General features: G+C 74.4%; 26 protein-coding genes. 15 read left to right on the top strand and 11 right to left on the bottom strand.

Translation table 11 applies throughout. The features are described 5' to 3' along the window. Positions 1–146: 146 nt before the first annotated feature. Entirely contained in the window at positions 147–1,319 is a 1,173-nt protein-coding gene (locus O7609_RS00735; RefSeq protein ID WP_269742913.1) for an acyl-CoA dehydrogenase family protein, read from the top strand. Between the two features lie 43 nt (positions 1,320–1,362). On the opposite strand, the gene O7609_RS00730 is transcribed toward O7609_RS00735, so the two are convergent. After that, positions 1,363–1,725, bottom strand: coding sequence for a hypothetical protein (locus O7609_RS00730; RefSeq protein WP_269744293.1), 363 nt, complete (start codon positions 1,723–1,725; stop codon positions 1,363–1,365). Between the two features lie 253 nt (positions 1,726–1,978). On the opposite strand from O7609_RS00730, the gene O7609_RS00725 reads away from it, so the two are divergent. The 5 genes from O7609_RS00725 to fxsA all read left to right on the top strand — a co-directional run bounded on the left by O7609_RS00725 (position 1,979) and on the right by fxsA (position 7,968). Beyond that, entirely contained in the window at positions 1,979–2,419 is a 441-nt protein-coding gene (locus tag O7609_RS00725) for an Lrp/AsnC family transcriptional regulator (protein WP_269732971.1), read from the top strand. 70 nt (positions 2,420–2,489) lie between these two features. Beyond that, positions 2,490–4,130 carry an amidohydrolase gene (locus tag O7609_RS00720; protein ID WP_269742912.1) on the top strand — a complete coding sequence of 547 codons (1,641 nt, stop codon included), beginning with the start codon at positions 2,490–2,492 and terminating at the stop codon, positions 4,128–4,130. A gap of 665 nt (positions 4,131–4,795) precedes the next feature. Beyond that, entirely contained in the window at positions 4,796–6,544 is a 1,749-nt protein-coding gene (gene lnt / locus O7609_RS00715; protein ID WP_269736954.1) for an apolipoprotein N-acyltransferase, read from the top strand. Beyond that, a complete protein-coding gene (locus O7609_RS00710) occupies positions 6,537–7,337 on the top strand; it encodes a polyprenol monophosphomannose synthase (RefSeq protein WP_269732969.1) in 801 nt (266 codons plus the stop codon). Before lnt ends, O7609_RS00710 begins: the two co-directional genes overlap by 8 nt. After that, a complete protein-coding gene (fxsA, locus tag O7609_RS00705) occupies positions 7,324–7,968 on the top strand; it encodes an FxsA family membrane protein (RefSeq protein ID WP_269732968.1) in 645 nt (214 codons plus the stop codon). The genes O7609_RS00710 and fxsA overlap by 14 nt, the downstream gene beginning before the upstream one ends. A 172-nt stretch (positions 7,969–8,140) precedes the next feature. On the opposite strand, the gene O7609_RS00700 is transcribed toward fxsA, so the two are convergent. From O7609_RS00700 to yczE, 4 genes are all read right to left on the bottom strand, one after another. Then, the gene (locus tag O7609_RS00700; RefSeq protein ID WP_219092685.1) at positions 8,141–8,515 is read right to left on the bottom strand and encodes an RNA polymerase-binding protein RbpA; all 375 of its coding nucleotides are present in this window, start codon (positions 8,513–8,515) and stop codon (positions 8,141–8,143) included. 255 nt (positions 8,516–8,770) lie between these two features. Then, positions 8,771–10,129 carry an MFS transporter gene (locus tag O7609_RS00695; protein WP_269732967.1) on the bottom strand — a complete coding sequence of 453 codons (1,359 nt, stop codon included), beginning with the start codon at positions 10,127–10,129 and terminating at the stop codon, positions 8,771–8,773. A 49-nt stretch (positions 10,130–10,178) separates the two neighbouring features. Continuing rightward, complete coding sequence (locus O7609_RS00690) at positions 10,179–10,946, bottom strand: glycerophosphodiester phosphodiesterase (protein WP_269732966.1); 768 nt, start codon at positions 10,944–10,946, stop codon at positions 10,179–10,181. Next, positions 10,943–11,596: a membrane protein YczE gene (yczE, locus tag O7609_RS00685; protein WP_269736953.1), complete on the bottom strand. Its 654-nt coding sequence runs from the start codon at positions 11,594–11,596 to the stop codon at positions 10,943–10,945. The genes O7609_RS00690 and yczE overlap by 4 nt, the downstream gene beginning before the upstream one ends. Before the next feature lie 252 nt (positions 11,597–11,848). On the opposite strand from yczE, the gene yczR reads away from it, so the two are divergent. After that, the gene (gene yczR, locus O7609_RS00680) at positions 11,849–13,351 is read left to right on the top strand and encodes a MocR-like transcription factor YczR (protein ID WP_269744292.1); all 1,503 of its coding nucleotides are present in this window, start codon (positions 11,849–11,851) and stop codon (positions 13,349–13,351) included. A 13-nt stretch (positions 13,352–13,364) separates the two neighbouring features. Here yczR and O7609_RS00675 read toward each other — a convergent pair whose 3' ends face one another. The 3 genes from O7609_RS00675 to O7609_RS00665 form a co-directional block, all read right to left on the bottom strand. Next, positions 13,365–14,957, bottom strand: a complete 1,593-nt coding sequence (locus tag O7609_RS00675) for a hypothetical protein (protein ID WP_269732965.1) — start codon at positions 14,955–14,957, stop codon at positions 13,365–13,367. Next, entirely contained in the window at positions 14,957–15,151 is a 195-nt protein-coding gene (locus tag O7609_RS00670; protein WP_269732964.1) for a hypothetical protein, read from the bottom strand. Before O7609_RS00670 ends, O7609_RS00675 begins: the two co-directional genes overlap by 1 nt. A 158-nt stretch (positions 15,152–15,309) precedes the next feature. Beyond that, positions 15,310–15,504: a hypothetical protein gene (locus tag O7609_RS00665; protein ID WP_219092690.1), complete on the bottom strand. Its 195-nt coding sequence runs from the start codon at positions 15,502–15,504 to the stop codon at positions 15,310–15,312. 266 nt (positions 15,505–15,770) lie between these two features. Between O7609_RS00665 and O7609_RS00660 the strand changes: the two genes are divergently transcribed. Next, the gene (locus O7609_RS00660) at positions 15,771–16,184 is read left to right on the top strand and encodes a VOC family protein (protein WP_269732963.1); all 414 of its coding nucleotides are present in this window, start codon (positions 15,771–15,773) and stop codon (positions 16,182–16,184) included. Positions 16,185–16,412: 228 nt separating this feature from the next. Continuing rightward, positions 16,413–17,105, top strand: coding sequence for a phosphatase PAP2 family protein (locus O7609_RS00655; protein WP_269732962.1), 693 nt, complete (start codon positions 16,413–16,415; stop codon positions 17,103–17,105). Positions 17,106–17,131: 26 nt separating this feature from the next. Here the strand turns inward: O7609_RS00655 and O7609_RS00650 are convergent, their stop codons facing one another. Further along, positions 17,132–17,290, bottom strand: a complete 159-nt coding sequence (locus O7609_RS00650; protein ID WP_269732961.1) for a hypothetical protein — start codon at positions 17,288–17,290, stop codon at positions 17,132–17,134. Positions 17,291–17,585: 295 nt separating this feature from the next. Between O7609_RS00650 and O7609_RS00645 the strand changes: the two genes are divergently transcribed. Continuing rightward, positions 17,586–18,233, top strand: coding sequence for a dihydrofolate reductase family protein (locus O7609_RS00645; protein ID WP_269732960.1), 648 nt, complete (start codon positions 17,586–17,588; stop codon positions 18,231–18,233). Between the two features lie 83 nt (positions 18,234–18,316). Here O7609_RS00645 and O7609_RS00640 read toward each other — a convergent pair whose 3' ends face one another. Continuing rightward, the gene (locus tag O7609_RS00640) at positions 18,317–18,679 is read right to left on the bottom strand and encodes a DUF427 domain-containing protein (RefSeq protein WP_269732959.1); all 363 of its coding nucleotides are present in this window, start codon (positions 18,677–18,679) and stop codon (positions 18,317–18,319) included. Positions 18,680–18,799: 120 nt separating this feature from the next. Between O7609_RS00640 and O7609_RS00635 the strand changes: the two genes are divergently transcribed. Next, positions 18,800–18,961 (top strand): hypothetical protein, encoded by a 162-nt coding sequence (locus tag O7609_RS00635; RefSeq protein ID WP_269742911.1) that lies wholly within the window; start codon positions 18,800–18,802, stop codon positions 18,959–18,961. A gap of 546 nt (positions 18,962–19,507) precedes the next feature. Further along, positions 19,508–20,359 carry a SigB/SigF/SigG family RNA polymerase sigma factor gene (locus O7609_RS00630; RefSeq protein WP_269732957.1) on the top strand — a complete coding sequence of 284 codons (852 nt, stop codon included), beginning with the start codon at positions 19,508–19,510 and terminating at the stop codon, positions 20,357–20,359. A 39-nt stretch (positions 20,360–20,398) separates the two neighbouring features. Here O7609_RS00630 and O7609_RS00625 read toward each other — a convergent pair whose 3' ends face one another. Further along, positions 20,399–20,779 carry an RNA-binding S4 domain-containing protein gene (locus O7609_RS00625; RefSeq protein ID WP_269742910.1) on the bottom strand — a complete coding sequence of 127 codons (381 nt, stop codon included), beginning with the start codon at positions 20,777–20,779 and terminating at the stop codon, positions 20,399–20,401. 161 nt (positions 20,780–20,940) lie between these two features. Here O7609_RS00625 and O7609_RS00620 point away from each other — a divergent pair, with 161 nt between their 5' ends. The 3 genes from O7609_RS00620 (at position 20,941) to O7609_RS00610 (ending at position 24,731) form a co-directional block, all read left to right on the top strand. Continuing rightward, positions 20,941–22,362 (top strand): FAD-dependent oxidoreductase, encoded by a 1,422-nt coding sequence (locus O7609_RS00620; RefSeq protein ID WP_269742909.1) that lies wholly within the window; start codon positions 20,941–20,943, stop codon positions 22,360–22,362. Between the two features lie 222 nt (positions 22,363–22,584). Then, positions 22,585–23,865: a glycosyltransferase family 4 protein gene (locus O7609_RS00615; protein ID WP_269742908.1), complete on the top strand. Its 1,281-nt coding sequence runs from the start codon at positions 22,585–22,587 to the stop codon at positions 23,863–23,865. Further along, positions 23,862–24,731 carry a hypothetical protein gene (locus O7609_RS00610; RefSeq protein WP_269742907.1) on the top strand — a complete coding sequence of 290 codons (870 nt, stop codon included), beginning with the start codon at positions 23,862–23,864 and terminating at the stop codon, positions 24,729–24,731. Before O7609_RS00615 ends, O7609_RS00610 begins: the two co-directional genes overlap by 4 nt. Positions 24,732–24,761 lie beyond the last annotated feature (30 nt).

Below are 24,761 nucleotides of genomic sequence, written 5' to 3'. Positions count from 1 at the left end.
GGAGTCCCGGCCGCCACCTCCACCGGTCAGCGCTCCGCGCGGCCGCGGCGGGCAGCATCGGCGGGACCAGACCCGCCCCCACCCTCCGGCGACGCCCGGCCCCGTCCGCCGTCGCCGCAGCGCCCGACAGCGAGGAGAGCGCCGCGATGCCCGACTACGGCCCCAGACCCGTGGAGCGCCGCCTGCCCACCGAGGAAGCCCGGGACCTGCTCACCCTGGTGCGGGATCTGGCCCAGCGGGAGATCGCACCGGTCGCCGCGGAGGAGGAGGCCGCCGGCCGCTTCCCGCGGGCGACCTTCGCCCTCCTCTCGCGCTCCGGCCTGCTCGGGCTGCCCTACCCCGGCGCGTACGGCGGAGGCGACCAGCCCTACGAGGTCTACCTCCAGGTCCTCGAGGAACTGGCCGCCGCCCGGCTCACCGTCGGCCTGGGCGTCAGCGTGCACGGTCTGTCCTGCCACGCGCTCGCCTCGTACGGCACCGACGAGCAGCGCGGCACCCACCTGCCCGACATGCTCGGCGGTGGGCTCCTGGGGGCCTACTGCCTCTCCGAGCCCTCTTCCGGCTCCGACGCCGCCGCCCTGCGCACCCGTGCCGTCCGCGTCGGGGACGCTTGGGTGCTCGACGGCACGAAGGCCTGGATCACCCACGGCGGCATCGCCGACTTCTACACCGTGTTCGCCCGGACCGGAGCCGCAGGCCCGCGCGGTATCACCGCGTTCCTCGTCCCCGGCGACGCACCCGGGCTCGGCGCCGCCGCGCCCGAACGCAAGATGGGCATGAAGGGCTCACCCACCGCCCAGGTCCACCTGGACGGCGTCCGGGTACCCGATGCCCGGCGCCTCGGCGCGCAGGGCCAGGGCTTCGCCATCGCGCTGGACGCCCTCGACTCCGGCCGGCTGGGCATCGCGGCCTGCGCCGTCGGTCTGGCCCAGGCCGCCCTGGACACGGCCCTCGGCTACGCCCGGGAGCGACGGCAGTTCGGCCGTCCCATCGCCGACTTCCAGGGGCTGCGCTTCCTCGTCGCCGACATGGCCACACGGATCGAGGCCGGCCGCGGCCTGTACCTGGCCGCGGCGCGCCGCCGCGACGAGGGCGCGTCCTTCACCCGGCAGGCGGCCATGGCCAAACTGAGCTGCACCGACACGGCCATGCAGGTGACCACGGACGCCGTCCAGGTGCTCGGTGGCTACGGCTACACCGCCGACTTCCCCGTCGAGCGCAATCTGCGGGAGGCGAAGATGCTCCAGATCGTCGAGGGCACCAACCAGATCCAGCGCATGGTGATCGCCCGTCAACTCCTCGGCCCCGAAAGCCGGTGACAGCCTGTGGACGAGGCCGAAGACGCCTGACGCCGCGCGTCCGCTAGCCGCGCCGGACGGACGCCGGGCGCAGCGGCCGGGAGTTCGGGGCGCCCGCGTGCGAGAAGGGCTGGGTCCGCCAGTCCAGGCCCGCCGGAAGCGTCAGCAGCGCCGCGGCGTCCCGCTCCTGCGGCTCGCCGTCGCCCACGGCACCGGCCGAGGCGGCGGGCAGCCCCGAGCCCTCGCACACCGTCAGGCCGAACGGATTCCACGGCGAGGCGCACAGGGCGTGCTCGGGCAGCTCCTCCTCACCGGCCAGCAGCGCGATGGGCTGCGCGCACCGCGGGCACCGCACGCGGTAGATCTCCCACGCGTCGAGATGTTCGTCGGACTCCACGGTGTCCTCGGCGCTCTCCGCGTCCCGCATGGCCGGGACGTCGGAGCGAAGGGACTGCGTGTTGCGCATCTCTTATCCCCCTTGGAATGGGCCGGCCGGACGTCTCAGCACTAACTGGTCCCGGCCACAGCAAGCATTTCCCGTCCCAACCCGCGAATATGCGCCGCCACTCCCGGGAGCGAAGGAGCGCGGCTGTGGGCTTCATCACATCTGGGTTGTGATGCGCGCCTCTTGGGCGCCCTCACTGTGCCGGGAGGCGCCCGGCACAGTAAGTTGATCTGCTGTGGAGGAGCTGGACCGGCACATCGTGCAGTTGCTCGTCAAGGACGGGCGGATGAGCTACACCGACCTGGGCAGGGCCACGGGCCTGTCCACCTCGGCCGTGCACCAGCGTGTGCGCCGACTGGAGCAGCGGGGGGTGATCCGGGGCTACGCGGCCATCGTGGACGCCGAGGCCGTCGGCCTGTCCATGACGGCCTTCATCTCGGTCGCCCCCTTCGACCCGAGCGCGCCCGACGACATCGCCGACCGGCTCGCGGACGTGCCGGAGATCGAGGCCTGCCACAGCGTCGCCGGAGATGAGAACTACATCCTCAAGGTGCGCGTCGCCACCCCGATCGAGCTGGAACACCTGCTCGCCCGCATCCGCAGCCTCGCCGGTGTCTCCACCCGCACCACGGTCGTCCTCTCCACCCCCTACGAGGCCCGCCCCCCGCGGCTGTGACACAAGGCCCTGCCGCCCCCGCGGCGGGCCCCCGCACCGGCGCCCCGACGCGAGCGGGACACTGGGAGCCATGAGCGAGCGCACGATCCCAGGCGAGAAGCCCCGCACCGTCCTCCTGCGCGGCGGGGAGGTGTACAGCCCCGCCGACCCCTTCGCGACCGCGATGGTCACCGAGGGGGACCGGGTGGCCTGGATCGGCTCCGAGGGCGCCGCGGACTCCTTCGCCGACGGCGTCGATGAGGTCGTCCAGCTCGCCGGAGCCCTCGTCACCCCCGCGTTCACCGACGCACACGTCCACGCCACGGCCACCGGGCTCGCGCTCACCGGACTCGACCTGGGCTCCAGCGCCGGCCTGGCCGACGCCCTGGACCGCGTCCGCGCTCACGCCGCCGCCCGCCCCGGCGACCGCATCCTCCTCGGCCACGGCTGGGACGCCACCGCCTGGCCCGAGCGGCGTCCCCCCTCCCGCGCCGAGCTCGACGCGGCCACCGGCGGACGCCCGCTCTACCTCAGCCGCGTAGACGTCCACTCCGCGCTCGTCACCACGGCACTGCTCGACGCCGTCCCCGGCCTGCGGGACCTCCCCGGCTTCACCGCCGACGGCCCCCTGACCGCCGAGGCCCACCACGCCGTGCGCGCCGCCGCCCTCGCCGCGCTCACCCCCGGCCAGCGCGGCGAGGCCCAGCGCAGCACCCTGCGCCGCGCCGCGGAGCTGGGCATCGGCTCCCTCCACGAGTGCGCGGGCCCGGAGATCTCCGGCACGGACGACTTCACCGGCCTGCTCGCCCTCGCCGCCGACGAACCGGGACCGCGCGTCTTCGGCTACTGGGCCGAGCGCGTCACCGGGCCGAAGGACGCCGAGCGGATCCGGGAGCTGGGCGCCCATGGCGCGGCCGGCGACCTGTTCGCCGACGGCGCCCTCGGCTCCCACACCGCGCACCTGCACGCCCCTTACGCCGACGCGCCCCACACCGGCCGGTCCTACCTGGACGCCGACGCCGTCGCCGCCCATGTGTCCGCCTGCACCGAGGCGGGCCTCCAGGCCGGGTTCCACGCCATCGGCGACGCCGCCGTCACCGCCGTCGTCGAGGGGGTCCGAGCAGCCGCCCGGCGTCTGGGCACCGCCCGGATCAGGGCCCTGCGCCACCGTGTCGAACACGCCGAGATGCTCACCCCCGAGCACATCGCGGCCTTCGTCGAGCTGGGCCTCATCGCCTCCGTCCAGCCGGGGTTCGACGCCGCCTGGGGCGGGCCGAAGGGTATGTACGCCCAGCGGCTGGGCGCTGAGCGGGCCCACACGCTCAACCCCTTCGCCGCGCTGCTGCGCGCCGGTGTCCCCCTGGCCTTCGGCTCCGACAGCCCGGTGACCCCCCTGGGGCCCTGGGCGGCCGTCCAGGCCGCCGCGTTCCACCGCACCGAGGGCCACCGCATCACCGTCCGCGGCGCGTTCACCGCGCACACCCGCGGCGGCTGGCGGGCCCTCGGCCGCGACGACGCGGGCGTGCTGGTGCCCGGAGCCCCGGCCGACTACGCCGTCTGGCAGGCCGGCGAACTGCTCGTCCAGGCCCCCGACACCCGGGTGGCCAACTGGTCCACCGATCCCCGCTCGGGCACCCCCGGCCTGCCCGAACTGACACCGGGCCGTCAACTTCCCCTGTGCCTGCGGACGGTGGTGGCGGGACGCACGGTCCACGCGCGGCCGAACGAGTGATCCGCGGGCGTGGCCGTGCCGCCGGAGCCGGGCGGCGCACGGCCCCGCCCTCCCCCCAATCCCCGGCGTCACCCCGGTCCTTCGGCGTCCGGTGGGGGAGAGACACAGGTCAAACGACTGTTGACAAGCGGCCGTCGAAGGCGGGTAGGTTCGGCGGAGTCCACCACAGGACGTCCGGTCGGGGGTTCCCCCACCTAGTTGCCTGGAGCCGCTGGGCCATGGGGTGGTGCGTCGCACCGGCACACCACCACTGGGAACCAGGTTCAGCGCCCGCGACACGGGGGCGGAAGGTTTCGTCTGACCGGCAGGTGTGACCCGGGTGGGGCCCGGACGCTCAGTAGACAACGGCTCTCGGCCGATCCGCAGCCAGCGGGTCCGGGGCCGGCCCGAAGGGCGCCGGGCCCGGCCCGCTGAAGCCCGTGCGCCGCACGGGGCCGCGTCGGCCTGCAGCGCGCGCCACGTTCCGTGGATCAGTTCACACCCCAGGGGCTCCGCCGCCGCCACCGCCGTTGTACGGTCACACCAGACCGCCCACCTGCAGGAAGGCCGCCATCGTGGCACCGGGCTCCGACACCTCCGCCGAAGCGGCTCCCCAGCTGGCCGCCCGCGCAGCCTCCGGCGCCGGGACCGCACGCACCGCCTCCGGCTCCCAGGACGGCGACCGGATGCCGGGCGGCGACGGCTCCGACGGCGCGGCCTCCTCCGCGGGCGCCGCCGCCTCCGGCACCGCGCTGCCGCCCGCCGGCGTGCGCGGACGGCCGCCGTGGGCGCGGCGGCTCCGCCGCCCCGCCTTCGCCGTGCTGTCCGGCCTCGCGCTGGCCGCCGCGTTCCCGCCCGTGGACGCCTGGCCGCTCTCCCTGGCCGCCGTCGCGGCCCTCAGCCTCCTGACCCGGGGCCGCACCGCCCGGCAGGGCGCCCTGATTGGCCTCCTCTTCGGCCTGGCCTTCTTCGTCGGCCTCCTCCAGTGGCTGCGCGTCATCGGCTGGGACGCCGTTGTCGGCCTGTCCCTCCTCCAGGCCCTCTTCCTGGCGCTGCTGGGCAGCGGGCTCGCCGTCACCTCACGGCTGCGGTGGTGGCCGCTGTGGGGCGCCTGCCTGTGGGTCGCCGAGGAGTGGGCCCGGGACCGGGTGCCGCTCGGCGGCTTCCCCTGGGGCCGCCTCGCCTTCGCCAACACCGGCTCACCGTTCACCCCGCTCGCTGCGCTCGGCGGCGCCCCCCTGGTCACCTTCGCCGTCGCCCTGACCGGCACCCTGCTCGCCGCCACCGCGCTGGCCCTGGCCCGCCGCCGCGGGGCCGCCCGTGACGCCGCCCGGGACACCGGTCCCGACGGCACCCGGGACGACGGCCGGAGCGCCGCCCAGGACGCCGGGCCCGGGCGGGGGGCCGGCACGCCGGTGGGGGAGTCCCGGCCCGGCCGGCGGCCCGCGGCCGCCGCCGCGGGGCTCGCCGTGGCCATCACGCTGGCCGGGTACGCCGTGCCCGTCGCGACGGACGCGGACGACCACGTCGACATCGCCGTCGTCCAGGGCAACGTGCAGCAGCCGGGCATGGACTTCCTCGGCCGCCCCATGATGATTCTGGAGAACCACGTCGAGCCCACGGTCGAGCTGGCCGAGGACGTGGCCGCCGGCCGGGTGGAGCAGCCCGACCTCGTCATCTGGCCGGAGAACGCCTCCGACCTCGATCCGCACCGCCACCCGCAGGCCTACGCCGCCATCGACCGGGCCGCCAAGGCCGTCGGCGTCCCCATCCTCGTCGGGGCCCTGGTCGACCACCCGACCCGCGAGGGCTACGTCGAGAACCAGGGCATCGTCTGGGACCCGCAGACCGGCCCCGGCGACTCCTACACCAAGCAGCACCCCGTGCCGTTCGGCGAGTACGTGCCCTTCCGCGAGCAGCTCAGCACCGTCATCTCGCGGCTCGACCGCGTGCCCCGCGACTTCTGGCCCGGGGACGAGCCCGGCGTGCTCCAGACGGGCCCGGCCCGCCTCGGCGACGTCATCTGTTTCGAGGTGGCCTACGACGAGATCGTGCGCGACACCGTGCGCGCAGGAGCCCGGGCCCTGGTGATCCAGACCAACAACGCCACCTACGGCAACACCGGCCAGCCCGAACAGCAGCTCGCCATGTCGAAGCTGCGCGCGATCGAGCACGGGCGGGCCATCGTCACCGCCGCTCCGAGCGGCATCAGCGCGATCGTCGCCCCGGACGGCACCGTCGAGCAGCGCACCGAGGAGTTCACCCAGGACGTGCTCACCGCCCGGCTTCCGCTGCGCGACGACCTCACTCTCGCGGACCGCGTAGGCTCGGCGCCGGAGTGGACTCTCGCTATCGTGGGCCTCTTCGCCTGGGCGGGCGCCGTCCGCCGGGGCCGGCGGACCCGCGCGGAGGAGAAGGAGCAACGCCGTGAGTGACCGGGAAAGCGACCAGGAAGAGACGCGGCGCTTCGAGCCGGTCGGCACCGCCCTCGTGATCATCCCGACCTACGACGAGGTCGACAACATCCGCTCCATCGTGAGCCGTACCCGGGCGGCCGTCCCCGACGCCCACGTGCTCGTCGCGGACGACAACAGCCCCGACGGCACCGGCAAGGTCGCCGACGAGCTCGCCGCCGGGGACGACCACGTCCAGGTGCTGCACCGGCGCGGCAAGGAGGGTCTGGGCGCCGCCTACCTCGCGGGCTTCCGCTGGGGCATGGAGCACGGTTTCGACGTGCTGGTGGAAATGGACGCCGACGGCTCCCACCAGCCCGAGGAACTGCCCCGGCTGCTGACCGCCCTACGCCACGCCGACCTGGTGCTCGGCTCCCGCTGGGTGCCCGGCGGGCGCGTGGTGAACTGGCCGACGAGCCGCAAGTTCCTCTCCCGGGGCGGCAGCACCTACTCCCGTATGGTCCTCGGCATCCCCATCCGCGACGTCACCGGCGGCTTCCGGGCGTTCCGCGCCGACACGCTCAGGGGCCTGGGCATCGACTCGGTCGCCTCCCAGGGCTACTGCTTCCAGGTCGACCTGGCCCACCGCGCCGTGCGGGCCGGCTACCACGTCGTCGAGGTGCCCATCACCTTCGTGGAACGGGAACTGGGCGACAGCAAGATGAGCCGGGACATCGTCGTCGAGGCGCTGTGGCGCGTCACCGCGTGGGGCGCGCGCTCGCGGCTGCACCGGCTCACCCGGCACCGGCACACTGGAGACCATGAGCACGCGTGAACCCAGCCCCTACGAGCGGCCGCGCCGCGGCCCCGGCGGGCGGAGCCCCTCGGACCGCCCCCGGCGCCGCTCGCGGCGCGGCGTCCTGCTGCCCCTCACCGCGGCCGTGTGGACGGTCCTGGAGCTGTGGCTGCTGATCCTGGTGGGCGACGCCGCCGGCGGCTGGACGGTGTTCCTGCTGCTCGTGGCCGGCTTCCTCCTCGGCGCCCTGGCCATCAAGCGAGCGGGACGCAGGGCGTGGAGCGCCCTGGCCGAGACGCTGCAGCAACCCGGCGCCGCGCCGTCGGCGGAGACGGGCCGCCGAGGCGGCAACGCCCTGGCCATGCTCGGCGGGCTGCTGCTCATGGTGCCGGGGCTGCTGTCCGACGCCCTCGGGCTGCTGTGCCTGTTCCCGCCCACCGCGCGCCTGCTGCGCCGGGGCACCGAGCGCTGGCTGACCCGGCAGGCGGGCCGGGCGGCACCCGGCACGCTGGGCGAGGCTCTGCACGAGGCGCGGCGGGCCGGTGAGCAGGCGCGCATCCGGCGTCCCGACGGCCCCGTGATCCAGGGCGAGGTCGTCGACCCCGAGGACCCCGGTGACGGCCCCGGCCGCCGCACCGAGGGCGGCGGGCCCGACACCCCGTCGCGCTGAAACGCAGCCCGGCCCGACCGCACGGCGCGTCCGGTCCGTCGCCCGGGCCCGGGCGGGCGTTCGACGGCGTCCCGTGCACAGCAAGAAGGGCGCGAGGGCCCCGAGCGCCATCGGTGATGACGCTCCAGGCTCCCGCGCCCGTCGCTGTACGGCTCGCGTGGCCGTCAGCCGGCTAGGCCGACTTGCGGCTGTCGCGAGGATGCACGGCGATGTTCATGGCGCCGGAGCGCAGGACGGCCAGCCGCTCGGCCAGCACCTCCTCAAGCTCCTCACGGGTGCGCCGCTCCATGAGCATGTCCCAGTGCGTCCTCGCCGGCTTCGTCTTCTTCTCTTCCGGGCCCTCGCCGTCCACCAGCAGGGCCTGGGAGCCGCATACCTTGCACTCCCACTCCGGCGGGATCTCCGCCTCCACGGAGAACGGCATCTCGAATCGATGTCCGTGCTCGCATGCGTACTCCACGGCCTGGCGCGGGGCCAGGTCGATGCCGCGGTCCGTCTCGTAGCTGGTCACCACGAGTCGCGTGCCGCGAAGAGCTCGCTCACTCATGAATCGTGCCTCCCGGGCTTGTCGCCCACAGGACAGGTGTCGCTGTCGTCGTCATCCGGTCAACGTCCGGTCGGCGGTGAAGATTCCCGTATCGGGACATGCGTCGCCCGTCGTGCCGCCCCTTGTTGTACCCGCCGGTGCCCGCTTTGTCACATCTGCGGCGAGATGTCACCCGGCGTCCGTGCCTGGTGGACGCGCAGTAACGCTCCCTCCGGCGAGCCGAAGGCGTACACTACCGCCCACGTCGCGAGGGCACTAATCCCGGCCGGGCGTGGTGTTGCCCACCGCCGCGGCGGCCCGGTGCACCGGCACCCGCAGCAACAGCAGGAAGCCGAGCACGAAGAACACCACGAGCGAGATGATCGCGTCCCGGTAGCTGCCGGTGAGCTGGTAGGTCAGGCCGAACACCAGCGGGCCCAGCCAGCTCGTTCCGCGGTCGCTCACCTCGTACAGGGAGAAGTACTCCGCCTCCTTGCCCCGCGGGATGAGCTGTGCGAACAGCGACCGCGACAGCGCCTGCGTGCCGCCGAGCACCATGCCGATCGCCCCGGCCAGGGCGAAGAACCACAAGGGCTCCCCGGCGGGCAGGAAGTACCCCGCCGCCACCGTCCCCGTCCAGGCGACCAGGGACCCCAGGATCGTGCGCTTCGCCCCGTACCGCTCCGCCAGCCGGCCCAGCCCGAGCGCACCGAAGATCGCCAGCACCTGGACCAGCAGGATCGCCCCGATCAGTGTCTCCTCCTCCATCCCCAGCTCCTTCGAGCCGAAGACGGACGCCTGGGTGATGACGGTCTGCACCCCGTCGTTGTAGAGCAGATAGGCGAGCAGGAACATCAGCGTCAGCGGATAGCTGCGCAGCTCCCGCAGGGTGTGCCCCAGCTGCCTGAAGCCCCCGCCGATCGACAGCCGCGCCCCGGACAGCGTCCCCGGGCGGTCCCGCAGCCGCCGCAGCGGCACGAGCGTGAACACCGCCCACCACAGCCCCGCCGAGGCCAGGCAGATCCGTACCGCCGTGCCCTTGTCGATTCCGAACGACTCGTGCCCGAGGAACAGGGCCAGGTTCGCCACCAGCACCAGCGAACCGGCTCCGTACCCGAAGGCCCAGCCCCGGGAGGAGACCGCGTCCCGCTCCTCCGGGCGTGCGATCTGCGGGAGATACGCGTGGTAGACGACGACGGAGGCCGCGTAGGCCACGTTGGCCAGGATCAGCAGCAGGCCGCCGAGCAGATAGCGGTCCCCGTCCAGGAAGAACAGGGCCGTGGTCGCCGCCGCGCCGATGTACGCGCACACCGCCAGCAGCGGCTTCTTGCGCCCGGTGCGGTCCGCTATCGCGCCCACCACCGGCATCACCAACACCGACAGCAGCACCGAGGCCGAGATGACGTAGGCGAAGTAGGAGCCGTCGCGGACCGGAATGCCCAGCGGGTACACGTAGCCGTCGACATCCGCCGCGGCCTCCGCCACCTCCGTCAGGTACGGCCCGAGGAAAACGGTCAGCACGCTGGTCTGGAAGACCGAGTTGGCCCAGTCGTACCAGTACCAGCCGCGCTGCTCGCGGCGCCGCGCCCCGTCGTCCCGCCCGTCGGCGGGTTCGATCACGACCTTGGCGTCCACTGCGCCCCCTCGCTCCTTGCGTGCGGCTCGTCCGCACCCGACGGGGCGCCTACGACGGCCAGGCCCCGCGCTCCTCCAGCACCTCGCGCAACAGCTCCACGTGATCGGTCATGATGCCATCCACGCCCAGGTCGAGGAGCGCCCGCATCCGCTCGGCCTCGTTCACCGTCCACACGTGCACCTGGAGCCCGATCCGGTGCGCGCACCGGACGAACGCGCGGTCCACGACGGGGACGCCCGCCTGGCGTACCGGGACCTGCGCCGCCAGCGCCCCGCCCCGCAGCCGGGCGGGCAGCCGCCACGAGCGCAGCCGCAGCGCGAGGACACCACCGGTGCCCAGGGACGTCGCCAGCCGTGCCCCGGCCAGCCTCCGAGCCCGCGCCACCCGGCCCTCGCTGAACGAGCCGACGCACACCCGGTCCCACGCGTCCTGCTCGTCCAGGACGCGCAGCAGGGGACGCAGCGCCCCCTCCGCCTTGACGTCGACGTTCCACCGGGCGGCGGGGAACGCGCGCAGCAGGTCCTCGAACAGCGGCACCGGCTCCCGTCCGGCCACCCGGGCCCGGGACACCTCAGCCCAGGGCAGCTCGGCGATCCGGCCGCGGGCGTCCGTCACGCGGTCGAGGGTGTCGTCGTGGAAGGCGACCAGCCGTCCGTCGGACGTGGCGTGCACGTCGGTCTCCAGGTAGCGGTAGCCGAGGTCCACCGCACGGCGGAAGGCGTGCTCGGTGTTCTCCAGGCCGCCGGCCGTCCCGCCCCGGTGGGCGAAGGCGAAGGGGCGGGGATGGTCGAAATAGGGGTGCGCCGCTGTCGTCACCGACGCAGTATCGCCCGACCCCCCGGCCGCCCGTGCGCCGCGTCCCCGCTCCGCTCCGGCCCCGGAAGGGCGAAGACCCGCAGGAACCGCTGGGCCAGCGGGCCGATCGTCAGCGCGTACAGGGCGGTGCCCAGGCCCGCCGAACCGCCGAGCAGGAAGCCGCTGCCCAGCACCACCAGCTCGATACCCGTGCGCACCACCCGTACGGACAGGCCCGTGCGGCGGTTCAGCCCGGTCATCAGACCGTCCCGCGGGCCGGGGCCGAAGCGCGCCGAGATGTACAGACCCGTCGCCACGCCGTTGCCCACGATGCCCACGGCCAGCATCGGCCACCGCACCGCCAGGGACTCCAGATCCGGCACGAGCCACAGCGTCGCGTCCAGCGAGACGCCGATCAGGATGACGTTGGAGACCGTCCCGAGCCCTGGCCGTTCCCGCAGCGGCACCCAGGCCAGCAGCACCAGCGCGCCCGTCAGCACCGACACGGTGCCCATCGTCAGGCCCGTGCGCTCGGACACCCCCTGGTGGAACACGTCCCACGGGTGGAGGCCCAGCTCCGCCCGCACCATGCAGGCCGCGCTGGCGCCGTAGAACACGAGGCCGACGTAGAGCCGCACCAGGCGCCCGGCCGTCCCCGCGGCCCACGGCACCCGGCCCGTGCCCGTCGCCGCCGTGTCCGCCCTGCCCGTTCCCGTCCCCGTCCCCGCGTTCGTTCTCCTGCCCGGTTCCGCCCCGGCGGAGCCGGGCTCCCGCCCCGACTCCTCGCCGTCTCCCGCGCTCGCCGCTCTCCCTGTCACGTTCACCGAGCAGTCCCTCCCTGTGCACCCATCGACGTGTGCGTGACATCCTGGCTATCGGACAAGTCCAATTCGATGTCCAATCAGAAGAAGGTGGACCGGACGATGCCCGAGTGGACCTCAGCCGTCGGCGCCCAGCAGCTCGTGCGCCTGCTGCACTCCCAACGCCCGGCCGAGCCCGCCGGACGCGGCGGGGTGCCCGCCTACCGCGCTCTGGCCGACGGCGTCCGCCTCCTGGTCCTCGAGGGCCGCGTCCCGGTCGGCGCCCGGCTTCCCGCCGAGCGGGAACTGGCCGCCGCCCTGAGCGTCAGCCGCACCACCGTCGCCGCGGCCTTCGAAGCCCTGCGCACGGACGGCTTCCTCGCCTCCCGCCGCGGCGCGGGCAGCTGGACGGCCGTGCCGGCCGGCGACCCGATGCCCACGCGCAGCCTCGAACCCCTGCCCCCCGAAGCCGCCGGCAGCGTCATCGACCTCGCCTGCGCCGCCCTGCCCGCGCCCGAACCCCACCTCGGCCAGGCCCTGCGCACCGCACTGGACGACCTGCCGCCCTACGCCCGCACCCACGGCGACTACCCCGCCGGACTCCCCGCGCTCCGCCAAGCGCTCGCCGACCGTTACACCGCGCGCGGCCTGCCCACCATGCCGGAGCAGATCATGGTGACCACCGGGGCGATGGGCGCGGTCGCCGCGATCTGCAAGCTGCTCGTGCCCCGCGGCGAGCGCGTCGCCGTCGAGCACCCCTCCTACGCCAACGTGCTGCAGCTCATGCGGGACGCGGGCGCCCGCCTCGTCCCCGTGGCCATGGCCGACCACCTGGCCGGCTGGGAACTGCCCGCATGGCAGCAGACCCTGCGGGCCGCGGCTCCCCGCATGGCCTACGTCGTGGCCGACTTCCACAACCCCACCGGGGCCCTGGCCGACGAGGGCCGCCGCCGCGACCTCGTCACGGCCGCCCGGGCCGCGGGCACCACCCTCGTCGTCGACGAGACGATGGCCGACCTCCCGCTGGACGACGCGGTCGCCGCCGACCTGCCGCGCCCCATGGCCGCCTTCGACCCCGGCGGCTCGACCGTCGTCACCATCGGCTCCGCGAGCAAGGCCGTCTGGGCGGGGCTGCGCATCGGCTGGGTGCGCGCCGCACCCGACGTCGTCCGCAACCTGGTCGCCGCCCGGGCCTGGGCCGACCTCGGCAGTCCCGTCCTGGAACAGCTCGCCGTCACCCGGCTGCTGACCGACGGCGGCTGGGAACGCTCCGTCGCCGTTCGCCGCGGGCAGGCCCGCACCAACCGCGACGCCCTCGTGACCGCCCTGGCCGAACACCTCCCCGCGTGGGAGTTCACCGTGCCGCCCGGCGGCCTCACCCTGTGGGTACGCACGGGCGGACTCTCCGGCTCCCGGATCGCGGAGGCGGGGGAGGGGCTCGGCGTCCGCGTCCCCTCCGGCCCGCGCTTCGGGGTCGACGGTGCCTTCGAGGGCTACGTCCGGCTGCCCTTCACCGTGGCGGGCCCGCTGGCCACCGAGGCGGCCTTGCGGCTGGCGGCCGCCGCCCGGCTGGTGGCCGGACTGCCGCACGCGGCGGCGGAGATTCCCCGCAGCTTCGTCGCCTGAACAACCGCCCCGCTCACCCCTCCACCCGTTCCCCGGACACGCACACGCCCTCGCCTTCCGCGCCCTCCCCGCCCCCGGGCGCCGAGGACCGCGGGGCACACTCCTCGACACCCACGACCGTCTCGGGCAGCAGCGCCAGCACCGCCTGGCGGTGCGCCTCGGCGGCCAGCTCGTCGTACGGGTCCGGCGCGGCGGGCACCTGGAGCCGCAGCACCGGCCCGGTGCCCAGCCGGGCGTACCCCCGGCCCGGGGGGACGCCGTCCCGCACCGGCGTCGTCTGCGGCGGCTCGCCGAGCACCGCCCGCACCTGCTCGGGCGACGCGGCCCCCAGCACCACCCGCGCCCGGGTGTACGCCCGCACCACCTGCGCCAGCGCCTCGGCACCCTCGAACTGCTCGGCCAGGGCCACCGACACCCGGGCCGCCCGGCCGTGGCGCAGCACCACCTCCAGCAGCTCCTGCGGGTCCGCCCGGCCCTCGGCCCTGGCCAGATGGCTGAGCACCGCGGGACGGTCGACCAGCACCCACAGCGGCCTGCGCACCTCGTCCTGGGGCCGTCCTCCCTCGCGGGCGTGGACGGCCGCCAGCAGCCTGCGCTCCGTCTCGTGCGCGGCCCACTGCAACGAGGCCAGCGCGCCCACCAGCGTCGTCTCCACCGACAGGACACCCCGGCGTCCGGTCAGGCACGCGTACTCGCCCGCGCCCGAGCCGTCGACGACGAGCACGTCCCCGTGCTGGAGGGCCTGCAGCGCGACGGAGCGCAGCAGCGACGTCGTCCCCGCGCCCGGCTGCCCCAGGGCCAGCAGATGGGGCTCTGTGGACCGCGGCCCCGTGCGCCACACCACCGGCGGCACGTCCCGGGACTCCCCGCCGTCCAGCACCGGCAGCGTCCGCTGCACCGCCTCGCCGTCGGTGAAGCCCAGCACCATCTCGCCCGGCGCGACGACGAACCGCTGCACGCAGATGCCCGGGGGGAGCGGCGCCAGCGCCGTGACCCGTAGCTCGTTGGCCTCCTCGTCCCAGTCGAACCGCAGCTCCCGGGCCCGCCCCGCCTTCGCGCACAGCAGCCGCTGCACCCGCATCCGCGCCTCCGCCTCCCCGTCCGGGAAGGAGGGCGGATAGCGCAGCACGAGCCGGGCGAGCCGCCCGTCCTCGTCGAACGCGTGCGAGGTGAAGACCCGCTCCCAGGATCCGTCCGCCGCGTACAGCGGCTCCGGATGGGCGTCCTCGGGGACGGCCAGGCAGGGCACCAGCGCCTCGTAGAGGGCCTGGAGCCGCGCCGCCCGCTCCGCCGGGTCCGGCTCGGGCTCCGGCGGCTCCGCCACCTCCTCGGGCCGCCTACCGAACCAGGCGGCGGCCCCCGCCGCCGCCGCCCCGGCCAGCCACAGGCCGTAGGGCACCACCCACAGGAAGAGCCCGCACGCGGCCGCCAGGAACAGTGCCGGGCCGTGCTGCTCCCTGCCGGCGCCCTCCCACCACGACCGGGCCATGGCGGTCAGCCGTGCGGCGCCGCGGCCCAGCACGAGCAGCGGGTGCAGCACGTCCGCCGCGCCGTCCCCGAAGGACCGGGCCACGATCCGGCCGTGGGCCAGGGTGCGCCACGCCACTAGAGGGTGATCCCGCCCAGGAGATTCGCCAGCCGGTCGCTGCCGGCCTGGATGCTCGGGCCGACGGCCGTGCCGGCGAGGTAGAAGCCGAACAGGGCGCAGACGGCGGCGTGCGAGAGCTTGAGCTCCCCCTTGCGGAAGAACACGAATCCGATCACTCCGAACAGGAGGACGCCGGAGATCGACAGGACCATGGGTGCTCCTGGTGTGCAGTAACGGTCACCATGCGTGTCAACAGCTTCACAGAAGGTCCGGAGTGCGGGGTACAGACACACGGGTGAATCGTGCGCTCATCGGTCCGGCCCGCACCCGCGGCCGTCCGTTCAGCCCGATGGCCGAGGCAGGCGGCAGGTCACAGGTTCAGCCCGGAGACCAGCGAGGCGATCATGTTGCCCCCCGCCTCGATCCCGGGCGCCATCGTCGTGCCGGCGAGGTAGAAGCCGAAGAGGGCGCAGACGGCGGCGTGCGAGAGCTTCAGGCCGCCCTTGCGGGTGAGCAGGAAGATGACGATGCCGAGGATGAGGACGCTTGAGACGGACAGGGACATCACGAGCTCCAGGGGCGGCGGTTGGGAGTCCAGGCCGGGGCTCCTCAGCCTCCCCGTCCGCGCACGGCACGGCAAAACGGGATGATCCGGATGGCTGATACGGGCTGCGACACGCCGTCTCGGCGCCGCGTCGGGGGTACCCCGGAAGAACTCCGCGACATCGGCCTCGGCGGCGCGATGAGTTTCCGCGAGCGCCCCCGTCTACCCCCGTGACAGCAGCAAGCAGCAGGGCACCGCCCGGCAGCACCGAGAGAGATGACCACCTCATGGCCACCCAGATCTACGTCAACCTGCCCGTCAAGGACCTCGACGCCGCCAAGGAGTTCTTCACCCGGCTCGGCTTCTCCGTCAACGCGGAGTTCACGGACGAGAACGCCTCCTGCGTCGTCCTCGACGAGGCCATCAACGTGATGCTCCTGACCGAGCCGTTCTTCAAGAACTTCACCGGCAAGGAGATCGCCGACGCCTCCCGGGTCACCGAGGTGATCACGGCGCTCGGGGTCGAGAGCCGCGAACGCGTCGACGAGGTGTGCGACAAGGCGCTGGCCGCCGGTGCCACGCCGTCCAAGGAGCCGATGGACGAGGGCTGGATGTACTCGCGCAGCTTCCAGGACCTCGACGGTCACCTCTGGGAGCTCGTGAGCGTGGACGTCGAGGCCATGCGCGCCGCCCAGAGCTGAGGCCCGGTGAGTAGAAGGGGTCTGCCGGGCCCGCCGTCGCACGTGCCTGGCGGGCGCGACCGGCCGCGGGCGCAGCCCGGGCCGCCGGGTGCGGTCCCGGCCACGGGGCGCGGCCGCCCCGGCCGGGCGGATGCGCCCCGTCACCACGGTGTGGCCCGCACTGTGCGGCCGCCGGGCGGGGAAGACTGACGGGGACAACCGCCGCCGCGTGACGAGGGGAGGCCATCCATGCGTGCGCGCACCCTCCTGTGGTCCGCCGGGGCGCTGGCCGCGGCCGGCACCGTCCTCCTCGTCCTGGTCCTCCTCGGCTGGCCACCGCTGTGGAACGCCGACCGGGAACTGACCTACCGTCTGCACGAGACCGCCGTCAGCCGTCCGGGCTGGACGCGGGCCAACCGGCTGCTGACGGACTGGATCTGGGACCCCGTCACCCTGCGGCTCCTCGCCGCACTCGCCGTCCTGGGACTGGTCCGGCGCCGCGCCTGGCGGACCGCGGGCTGGCTGGCCACGGCCACCCTCACCGCCTTCGCCGTCCAGAACGGGCTGAAGGCCCTCACCGCCCGCGAACGGCCACAGTGGCCCGACCCCGTCGACAGCGCACGCCTGTACGCCTTCCCCTCCGGCCACGCGATGACCGCGACCGTCGTGTGCGGCGTGCTCCTCGTCGTCGTCCTGCGACACGCCCCCGCGGCCGGGCTCCCCGGCGGCCGCCGCCTGCGCGCCGCGGTGGCCGCGGTGGCCGTCTGCTCGGTGCTCGGGGTCGGCGTCACCCGTGTCTACCTGGGCGTGCACTGGCCCAGCGACGTCCTTGCCGGATGGCTCTTCGGCGGGGCGGTCACCGCCGCCTCGGCCGTGCCGTTCCTCCGGCGCCGGCCGGGCTCCGGGCCGCGTACGCGCCCGCGGCAGGCGTCCGGGAGCTGACCGGCAGGCCCCGGAGCCTCAGGTCCTCAGCCCGGGGCGGCACCCGCCGCGCCCCGGTCGGGATGCGGTGGCGGTTCGACGGTGTGGTAGCACTGCCCGCACACGTAGCCGCCGCTCGGTCCCTCGAACACGACGCTGCCGCAGTGCGCGCAGTGCATCGACGGCGCGGGCAGCGGGCTGCTCATCCGCTGGCCCCACAGTTGTTGCACGCCCAGCCCCCGTCCGGCCCCTGAATCACCACAGCCCCGCAATTCGTACAGTTCACCGTGCCCTCCTCGGTCCAGGGAGGACGTACCGACCCGACCACGGTAGACGCGCCGGGCCCGTCCCACCAGGGACCAGGGCGCGGCGGCGTGCCGTCGGCCGGAAAACCCCTGCGGACGCCCAGGATGGGACAGCCAGTGAGTTTGACCACTCCCGGCCGTCAACCCGAGTGGAGCCACCCCGCCGGGGACGCGTGCCGGCAGCCGAGGAGGACCGATGACCACGATCAGTTCGACGATGTTCCTCACCCTGGACGGAGTGATGCAGGGCCCCGGATCCCCGGACGAGGACCGCACCGGAGGCTTCGAGCAGGGCGGCTGGGCCGTGCCCTACTTCGACGAGGACATGGCCCAAACCGTCGCCGAGACCTTCGAGGAGGCCGACGGCTTCCTCCTCGGCCGCCGAACCTACGAACTCTTCGCCGCCCACTGGCCCCACGTCACCGACCCCGACGACCCCGTGGCCACCCGCCTGAACACCCTCCCGAAGTACGTGGCCACCCGCACCCTCGATCACCTGGACTGGGCGGGCTCCCACCTGCTCGGGCCCGATGTGCCCGAGGCGGTGCGCGGGCTCAGGCAGGAGCACGCCACCGGACGGCTGCAGATCCACGGCAGCGCGGCACTCGCCCGCGCCCTGATGTCCCACGGCCTCGTCGACGAGTTCCGTCTGTACGTCTTTCCGGTGGTGCTCGGCACGGGCATGCGACTGTTCGAGGAGGGTGTCACCCCGGCCACCATGGAGCTCGCCGAGGTCCGCACGACGGGATCGGGCGTGGTCTACCAGGTCTACCGGCGCGGCTCCGCCGAGGTCCGGTCCGGCACCTTCACCGTGGCCGGCGGACGGACCGTTCGGCGGCCGTGAGCTCCCCGGCCCGGGGCCCTGGCGCCGACAGCACGGTCAGCGCCGGGAACCCCCGGCCGCAGCCGGCGGATTGGGGGCGTGTCTCAGCCCTCCACGGCCTGCGCGTCGTAGAAGCACAGCAGCCCCTTGACCGGGGCCACCCGCGGCAACGGCTCCAGATAGGTCCAGGCCACGTCCGCACGCCCGCCGGGCAGCGACCAGTACGAGGCCGTCCCCTTGAACGGGCACACCGTGTGGGACTCGGACACCTCCAGCAGGTCCATCCGCACGTCCTGCGGCGGCAGGTAGTAGCGCACCGGGAACCCGGCCTCGTGCAGCAGTACCGGCCGGTCGCTCTCGGCCAGGACCTGACCGTCGATCTCTACCCGCACGCGCTGGGTGCCCTGCTCCACGGTGATGCGGTGTCCCCCGTCCGAGACGCCCTCCGGATGCCCGGTCGACCCCATGACACACCGTCCCTTCCCGGCGGACCGCCGCCGCGGCGCTCCGCACACCTCGAGTCTGCAGTGTCATGGGATCACACCGGCGGCCCCCGCCGCTCGCTTCCCCGTGAACGTCGCGGCGGTATGTTTCCGCAGGCCCCGACCATCGGTCTGCGCGCTCCGCCCCGCCGGCCAGCCCCGACGCGCGGCTTCCGGGGTCCCGGTGCGCCGTTCCAGGCGGCCGTCGCCGTCGCCGCGCTCGACGCGGCCCCGCTGCTGTGCCGCGGGGCCGTCCTCCTCCACTGAGGGGCTCCGCGCGCCGGGAGTCGACCGGGCGCCCCGTCAGCGGCGGACGTGCGCCGCACCCACGAACCCGCCCGGTGCGACGGGGGATGCACACCGGGCGGGCACCCTTCTTCTTACCGCTCACCCCACCGCTCACACCTCACTGAGCGGTCGAATTTCCGCCGACCTGTGGCCGGAACGCCGGGGCGGATCCGCTCGGCGCCGGACGCTGCGTCCGGCCGCCCGTCCTGGCGAGCGACACCTCCGCGGACCGTGCCGCCGACCGGGGGAATCGCCGCCGGGCTCACCCGGCGACGCGCGTCCTGCGTTTGCAGTCGTCCCCTCCCGGACGCAGAGTTGAAGGAGAGTCGGCCGGCGGCACGGTCCGCTCAGGACCGGCGAAGCGGCGCCGAAGGCGCCTCGGCCCGCGAGGCGGGTGGCGCCCGCCACGCCACCGGCGGCTTGCGGTCTGCCCGTTTCCCGTCCGGGAAGGACCCCGCGCGTGTCTGCTCCCGCGGTCACCCGCTGACCATCGTCGCCAAGCGTGTTGCTGGGAGAGCGAAGCAGATGAGCACTGTGGTTTCCCGAACCAAGCGCACCCGTCATCCGCACGACGACGCGCCCGACACGGCCGGCGATCTGGAGCGGCTGGCCACCCTGCCGGACGGTCCCGAGCGGGAGCACCTCCAGCAGGACATCGTCCGGGCCTGGATGCCGATGGCCTACCGCCTCGCCTACCGGTATCGCAACCGCAGCGAGAGCCTGGAGGACCTGCAACAGGTCGCGGCCCTCGGCCTGGTCAAGGCCGTCGACCGCTACGACCCGGCCCGCGGCTGTGCCTTCGAGAGCTACGCCGTACCCACCATCGTCGGCGAGCTGCGGCGGCACTTCCGCGACAACCTCTGGGACCTCCACGTGCCCCGCCGGGTGCAGGAGCTGCGCAACAAGGTCCGCGCCAGCCGTCGCGAACTGGGCCTCACGCTCGACCGGCGCAGCCCCACCGTCGCCCAGATCGCCGAGCACTCGGGCCTGTCGGAGGAGGACGTGCAGCTGGGCATGGAAGCCCTGGAGAGCTACCGCACGCTGTCCCTGGACTCGCCCTATCCGCACGTCGAGGACGCCTTCACCCGCGCCGACACGCTGGGCGACTTCGACGCCGGCTACGACCGCGTCATCTACCGGGAGTCGGTCAAGCCGCGGCTGCGCAGGCTGCCCGAACGCGAGCGCCGCATCCTCTACCTGCGGTTCTTCTGCGACATGTCACAGAGCCGCATCGCCGCGGAGGTCGGCATCTCGCAGATGCACGTCTCCCGCCTCATCAGCTCCACCTGCCGGCGCATCCGCCGCGAGGTCGAGGCCGAGACGGCCGCCGTATCCGCCGACGAGGCGCCCACCCCCGCGCGCAACCCCCACCGGTGAGCCGCACCCGCGCGACCCGCGCCGCCGGCCCGGACCGCCTCACAGCCTCCGCAGCCGGTCCAGCTCGCGCCGGTCCCGCTTGGTCGGCCGTCCGGCGCCGCGGTCCCGCCGTGCCACGGTCGCCACGAACGCCTCCTGCGGCGGGGGCGCAGGAGTGTTGTCCACGTAGCACTCCACGGCCACGGACGCCCCCACCCGCTTGCGCAGAACCCGCCTGACCTCCACGATGCGCTCACGCCCGGCGTGCCACACCCGCACCTCGTCGCCCGCGCGCACCGGCTGCGCGGGCTTGGCGCGCTCCCCGTTGACCTTGATGTGCCCCGCGCGGCACGCGGTCGCGACCATCGAACGCGTCTTGAGCAGCCGGACGGACCACACCCAGCTGTCGACCCGCACGGCCCCCTCGTCTGCTGCACTCATACCCCCGACTCTAGATCCGACCGCCGGCCATCGGGCATAGCCGTCCACAACTGCGGGCAGATCATCGCAACGGCCCCGCAACAGCCCGCACGGCCCGCAACGGCCCCGCAACGGCCCCGCAACGGCCCCACGACGGCGACGCGACGGAAGGAGCCCTGACGATGCCCGCGACGCCCCGCATGCTCGTCATCGGCGCAAACGCCACGGGAATGTCCGCCGCCTCCCACGCGCGGCGCCTGCGCACACCTGAGGAGCTCGAGATCGTCGTCCTCGAACGCGGGGACTTCACCTCCTACTCCTCCTGCGGCATCCCGTACTGGATCGCGGGCGACGTCGAGGACGTCGACGACCTGGTCGTCCGCACCCCACGCCAGCACCGCGAGCGCGGCCTGGACGTCCGGCTGCGCACCGAGGCCACCGCGCTCGACGCCGAGTCCCGCCGCGTCCGCCTGCGCAGCACCGGTCCGGCGGGCGGCGGAGCGCCGCGCGAGGAGTGGCTCGGATACGACCACCTCGTCCTGGCCACCGGCGCCCGTCCCCTGCGCCCGCCGCTGCCCGGCATCGACGCCCCCGGCGTCCACGGCGTACAGACCCTCGACGAGGGCCGGGCTCTCCTGCGGGCGCTGGAGCGGGCCGAGTCGGAGGTCCCCTCCGGCCGGCGGCGGGCCGTCGTCATCGGCGCGGGCTACATCGGCGTGGAGATGGCCGAGGCCCTCATCCGCCGCGGCTACGATGTCACCGTGCTCGACCAGGCCGGGGAACCCATGACCACCCTCGACCCCGACATGGGACGCCTGGTCCACGAGGCCATGGAGGGCATGGGCATCGCCACCGTCACGGGGGCGCGGGTCGCCTCCGTCCGGCTCGGTGACGACGGCCGCGCGCGAGCCGTCGAAACCGGCGACGGCACCGCGTACCCGGCCGACGTCGTCGTCCTCGGCCTCGGCGTGCGCCCCGAGACCACACTGGCCGAGGAGGCCGGACTGCCCCTGGGCGACGAAGGGGGGCTGCTCACCGACCTCGCCCAGCGCGTCCGCGGCCACCACGACATCTGGGCCGGGGGCGACTGCGTGGAGGTCCTCGACCTGGTCGCCGGCCGCACCCGCCACGCCGCCCTCGGCACCCACGCCAACAAGCACGGCCAGATCATCGGAGCCAACATCGGCGGCGGCTACGCCACCTTCCCCGGCGTCGTGGGCACCGCCGTGAGCAAGGTCTGCGACCTGGAGATCGCCCGCACCGGGCTCCTCGAAGCCCAGGCGGCCGACCTCGGGCTGCGCTACGTCACCGTGACCGTCGAGGCCACCAGCCGCGCGGGCTACTTCCCCGGAGCCGCCCCCATGCGGGTGAAGATGACGGCCGAGCGCGGCACCGGCCGGCTCCTCGGTGTGCAGATCGTCGGCCGCGAAGGCGCCGGAAAGCGCGTCGACGTCGCCGCCGTGGCCCTGACCGCCGGGCTCACCGTCGAGCAGATGACCGCGCTCGACCTCGGCTACGCGCCGCCGTTCGGCCCCGTGTGGGACCCGGTGCTCGTGGCCGCCCGCAAGGCCGCGCGGGCCGTGCGCGCGGCCGCGGACGGCTGACGCCCGCGCTCCACGGCCCACCGGGGCCCGCCGTCACCGCGCCGACCCGCCCCGGCCGGCGGACACACCAACCAGACAACACGTCACACACGGCACCGAACCGTAGAGTTGATAACAGGACAAACGCAATATTCACCGCGTGTCCCGCCGCCGAGCGGCACCGACCCGGCCAGGGCACAGCCACCGACGTCCCCGTGCCCCAGGACGTGAGGACACCACCCCATGCAGATCGCCTTCCTCCTCCACCACGCCTACGGCATCGGCGGGACGATCCGCACGACGCTCAACTCCGCCCAGGCGCTGGCCGCCCACCACGACGTCGAAGTCGTCTCCGTCTTCCGCCACCGCGACCGCCCCGTCTTCGACCCCGGCCCCGGAGTACGGCTGCGCCACCTCGTCGACCTGCGCCCCGGCAGCGACCGGTACGACGGCAACCACGCGGACCACCAGCGCCCCGCCCACCACTACCCCCGTGCCGACGGCCACCACACCCGCTACAGCCACCTCACCGATCGCCGCATCACCGAGTTCCTGCGTACCACCGACGCCGACGTCATCGTGGGCACCCGCCCCGGCCTCAACACCCAGATCGCCCTGCACGCCCCACACGGCCCCGTCCTCGTCGGGCAGGAACACCTCACCCTCTCCTGCCACTCCCGCCGCCTGCGCATGACCCTGCGCGACGCCTACCCGCGGCTGGACGCCCTCACCACCGTCACCCGCACCGACGCCGCCGACTACCGCCGCCGCATGCGGCTGCCCGGCGTCCGCGTCGAAGCCATCCCCAACGGCGTCCCCGAACCCACCACCGCTCCCGCCGAGCCCAGCGCCCGATGGGTCATCGCCGCCGGCCGTCTCGCCCCCGCCAAGCGCTACGACCTCCTCCTGCGCGCCTTCGCCGACGTCGTCGCCGAGCGCCCCGACTGGCGGCTGCGCCTCTACGGCGGCGGACCGCAGCGCGACCGGCTCCGCGACTGCATCGACACCCTCGGCCTCTACAACCACGCCTTCCTCATGGGCCCCGCCCACCCCATAGAGTCCGAGTGGATCAAGGGCTCCATCGCCGCCTCCACCTCCAGTCTCGAAGCCTTCGGCATGACCATCGTCGAAGCGATGCGCTGCGGACTCCCCGTCGTCGCCACGCGCTGCCCCCACGGCCCCGCCGAGATCATCCAGGACGGCGTCGACGGCCGGCTCGTCACCATGAACGACGTCGACGCGATCGCCACGGGCCTGCTGGAACTCATCAACGACGAAGACCGCCGCAGACGCATGGGCACCGCCGCCCGCGCACACGCCCGCCGCTACGACCCCGCCCACGTGGCCGAGCGCTACAGCGACCTGTTCACCGAGTTGGCCACCCGCCGAGGCCGCGGCAACCCCCTGGGCACCCTGCGCACCACCCTCCACCGCAGCCGCGGAACCCTCCTGGGCACCGCCTTCACCGTCCGCGACGCCCTGCGCAAAGCCCACCCCGCCCGCACCCGAGGACCGGCCGCATGACCCTCCCGCTCGCCACCACCGACGACGCCGGCACCCGGCCGGGGCCCCACACCACCGCCCCGCCCACGCCGCAGGCCGACTGCACCGCCGATCACGCCGGCGACCTCACCCTCACCCTCCCCGCCTCCAGCGCCGCCCCCGGCTGGGACACCCTCCTCCTGCACCGCCGCGGCGAGGACCCCGACGACACCCGGTGCCTGCCCCTCACTCCCGCCGCCGACGGCTCCCGCACCGTCACCCTGCCCCTCGCGCTCCGCCTGGCCGAAGGCCGCTGGGATGTCTACGTCACCCGCTCCGGCACCCGCCGAACCCGGCTGCGTCCCGGCGTCAACGACCTGCGCACCCTCGCCGACGACGCCGCCCGAGCCCGGCACACCCGAGGTGCCGTCTGCGTCCCCTACGCCACCAAGTACGGCAACCTCTCCCTGCGCACCTGGCTGCGCTGGCCGCACGCCGAAGCCGGACGCGTCCACCTCACCGACGACGTCGGCACCGTCGAGGGGCTGCTCCTCGGCGCCGGCCTCACCGCCACGGCCCGGCTGGAAGCGCGCACCCGCGGCCCCAACCCCCAGCGGATCACCGTGCCCGTCACCCGCGACGGCAACGGCTTCACCGCCGAACTGCCCTGGCGCGAACTGACCCGCCGACAGCCGGATGACCGCGAGCACACCGAGTGGGAACTGTGGCTGAGCTCCCACCCGGTCGGCGCCGAACCCGTCCGTCTCGCCCGCATCCTCGACGACGTCCCCGACAAGCGTTCCGTCTACCGCTACCCGCCCGTCCGGACCGGGCCCGGGACCACCGCCGGCTTCGCCTACACCGGAGCGGGAGACCTGTCCGTCGAGGTGCGCACCGCCTCCGGCTGACCGTCCGGCGCCTCCGCCCTGCGCCCGGGC

It is taken from the genome of Streptomyces sp. WMMC1477 (assembly GCF_027460245.1).
Taxonomy (GTDB): domain Bacteria; phylum Actinomycetota; class Actinomycetes; order Streptomycetales; family Streptomycetaceae; genus Streptomyces.
Note: the sequence above shows the minus strand (reverse complement) of the source record. Positions and strands in the feature narration are given on the sequence as shown.

Coding starts and splice junctions, on each gene's coding strand:
- O7609_RS00720 (WP_269742912.1), top strand. CDS start 2,490: ATGAGCGAGCGCACGATCCCAGGCGAGAAGCCCCGCACCGTCCTCCTG.
- O7609_RS00630 (WP_269732957.1), top strand. CDS start 19,508: ATGAGCACTGTGGTTTCCCGAACCAAGCGCACCCGTCATCCGCACGAC.
- O7609_RS00660 (WP_269732963.1), top strand. CDS start 15,771: ATGGCCACCCAGATCTACGTCAACCTGCCCGTCAAGGACCTCGACGCC.
- O7609_RS00650 (WP_269732961.1), bottom strand. CDS start 17,290: ATGAGCAGCCCGCTGCCCGCGCCGTCGATGCACTGCGCGCACTGCGGC.
- O7609_RS00665 (WP_219092690.1), bottom strand. CDS start 15,504: ATGTCCCTGTCCGTCTCAAGCGTCCTCATCCTCGGCATCGTCATCTTC.
- O7609_RS00625 (WP_269742910.1), bottom strand. CDS start 20,779: ATGAGTGCAGCAGACGAGGGGGCCGTGCGGGTCGACAGCTGGGTGTGG.
- O7609_RS00735 (WP_269742913.1), top strand. CDS start 147: ATGCCCGACTACGGCCCCAGACCCGTGGAGCGCCGCCTGCCCACCGAG.
- O7609_RS00730 (WP_269744293.1), bottom strand. CDS start 1,725: ATGCGGGACGCGGAGAGCGCCGAGGACACCGTGGAGTCCGACGAACAT.
- lnt (WP_269736954.1), top strand. CDS start 4,796: ATGCCGGGCGGCGACGGCTCCGACGGCGCGGCCTCCTCCGCGGGCGCC.
- O7609_RS00640 (WP_269732959.1), bottom strand. CDS start 18,679: ATGGGGTCGACCGGGCATCCGGAGGGCGTCTCGGACGGGGGACACCGC.
- O7609_RS00670 (WP_269732964.1), bottom strand. CDS start 15,151: ATGGTCCTGTCGATCTCCGGCGTCCTCCTGTTCGGAGTGATCGGATTC.
- yczR (WP_269744292.1), top strand. CDS start 11,849: ATGCCCGAGTGGACCTCAGCCGTCGGCGCCCAGCAGCTCGTGCGCCTG.
- O7609_RS00645 (WP_269732960.1), top strand. CDS start 17,586: ATGACCACGATCAGTTCGACGATGTTCCTCACCCTGGACGGAGTGATG.
- O7609_RS00635 (WP_269742911.1), top strand. CDS start 18,800: ATGTTTCCGCAGGCCCCGACCATCGGTCTGCGCGCTCCGCCCCGCCGG.
- fxsA (WP_269732968.1), top strand. CDS start 7,324: ATGAGCACGCGTGAACCCAGCCCCTACGAGCGGCCGCGCCGCGGCCCC.
- O7609_RS00620 (WP_269742909.1), top strand. CDS start 20,941: ATGCCCGCGACGCCCCGCATGCTCGTCATCGGCGCAAACGCCACGGGA.
- O7609_RS00700 (WP_219092685.1), bottom strand. CDS start 8,515: ATGAGTGAGCGAGCTCTTCGCGGCACGCGACTCGTGGTGACCAGCTAC.
- O7609_RS00655 (WP_269732962.1), top strand. CDS start 16,413: ATGCGTGCGCGCACCCTCCTGTGGTCCGCCGGGGCGCTGGCCGCGGCC.
- O7609_RS00615 (WP_269742908.1), top strand. CDS start 22,585: ATGCAGATCGCCTTCCTCCTCCACCACGCCTACGGCATCGGCGGGACG.
- O7609_RS00610 (WP_269742907.1), top strand. CDS start 23,862: ATGACCCTCCCGCTCGCCACCACCGACGACGCCGGCACCCGGCCGGGG.